This is a genomic window from Bradyrhizobium sp. SHOUNA76 (assembly GCF_023006445.1).
Classification (GTDB): domain Bacteria; phylum Pseudomonadota; class Alphaproteobacteria; order Rhizobiales; family Xanthobacteraceae; genus Bradyrhizobium.
This window is the reverse complement of the sequence record NZ_JALBHA010000845.1, coordinates 1-1,548: the sequence shown is the minus strand read 5'-3', so window position 1 is coordinate 1,548 and position 1,548 is coordinate 1. Positions and strand designations below refer to the sequence as shown.

At 67.1% G+C, this 1,548-nt stretch carries 2 protein-coding genes; one reads left to right on the top strand and one right to left on the bottom strand.

Translation table 11 applies throughout. The annotated features are described in order from the left end of the window. On the top strand, positions 1-626 hold a 626-nt coding region (locus MOV74_RS37810), incomplete at its 5' end, for an NAD(P)-dependent oxidoreductase (RefSeq protein WP_246932568.1). Between the two features lie 223 nt (positions 627-849). Here MOV74_RS37810 and MOV74_RS37805 read toward each other — a convergent pair. Beyond that, positions 850-1,548, bottom strand: a 699-nt coding sequence (locus MOV74_RS37805) for a LysR substrate-binding domain-containing protein (RefSeq protein WP_246932566.1), incomplete at its 5' end; no start/stop codon positions are given.

Here is a 1,548-nt window from a genome sequence, read left to right as displayed (position 1 = left end):
CCAGCATCGACCTGCTCGCGCGCGCGCGGGCCGGCGGCACCCGCCGGATCCTCGGCATCGGAAGCTGCTTCGAATACGGACCGCAGAGCGGCCCGTGTGATGAGCGCACCAGCCTATGCCGTCCCACCACATTGTACGGACAGGCCAAGCTCGCTGCGGCGGAAGCCTATATCGCGGCAGGCGCTGGCTGGGGCCGCGTGTTTGTCCCGTTCGGCCCGCACGAGCCGGAGGCGCGCCTCATCCCCTCGCTGATCCGGAGCCTGCGCGCGGGACGAGAATTCGACTGCTCGCATGGCGGGCAGCTGCGCGATTTCGTCTATGTCGATGACCTCGCGCAGATGATCGCTGCCGTGCTCGGCAGCGAGCTCACCGGCGCGGTCAATCTCGCCAGCGGCGAGCCGCGCAGTCTGCGCAGCGTGGTCGAGCATGTCGCGGGTCTCCTCGAAGCTCGCCACCTGGTCAGGTTCGGCGCCATCGCCGCCACGGGCGTCGATGCCGAGCCGATCATCGCAGCTGACGTCCGCCGCCTTTGTGAGGTGACCGCAGGCGTACCGGTCGTGGGATTCGAAGAGGGCGCCGCACGTGGTCTTGCGTGGTGGATCGATCGTCTGTCGGGGAGGGAATGACGTTGGGGTCCCCTCGCAGAGCGCCGGCGGCACCCGTGGCAATTACGGAGTTGTCTCGCTGCCCGCCTGTGCTAGCAACGTGCCGACCGAAATCTCCTTCACGCCGGCCGGGGCAAGCGATGACCACGTTCAACCGCATCTTCACGACCGAGCGTCTGCTCCAGATCATCCTGATCCTGGCGGCGACCATCGCCATGAAGCTGATGGGCTGAACGCGGGCGGATCATCGTCCGCCGAGCTCGGGCACGTCGGGCAGATAGTTCGACCCCTCCGAGCCCAGAAAATCGAACATCGCCTGCGCCGGCGGCAGCAAGACCTTGTCGCTGCGGCGGATCACGTACCATTGCCGCACGATCGGCAGGCCCGCGACGTCGAGCACGATCAGCCGGCCCTCGGTGAGCTCATGCGCCACCGTGTGGGCCGAGATGAAGGCGATGCCGAGCCCGGCGATGACGGCCTGCTTGATGGTCTCGTTGCTGCTCATCTCCATGCCGATGATCGGCTCGAGATCGGACCTCTGGAACATGCCCTCCATCAGCGTCCGCGTGCCCGAGCCGGGCTCGCGGGTGAGGAAGGTCTCGTGCACGAGATCGGTCAGGTTGAGGCCGGAATCCTTCTCCAGCCAGTGCCCCTTGCGCGCGACGATGATGTGCGGATTGCGCCCGAGCTGGCGGACGTCGACGGTGACGTCGGCCGGTGGCCGACCCATCACCGCGAAATCGAGGTCGTAGCCGTGCATGGCCTCGCGGATCTCTTCGCGATTGCCGATGGTCAGCTTGATCTCGATCTTGGGGTACCGCTTGGAAAACGCCGCGATCGCGTGCGGCACGAAATACTTCGCGGTCGAGACCGCGCCGAGATGCACGCTGCCGCCGGTCCGCCCCGCGAGCAGGTCGAGCGCGCCCTGGCAGTCCATGATGGC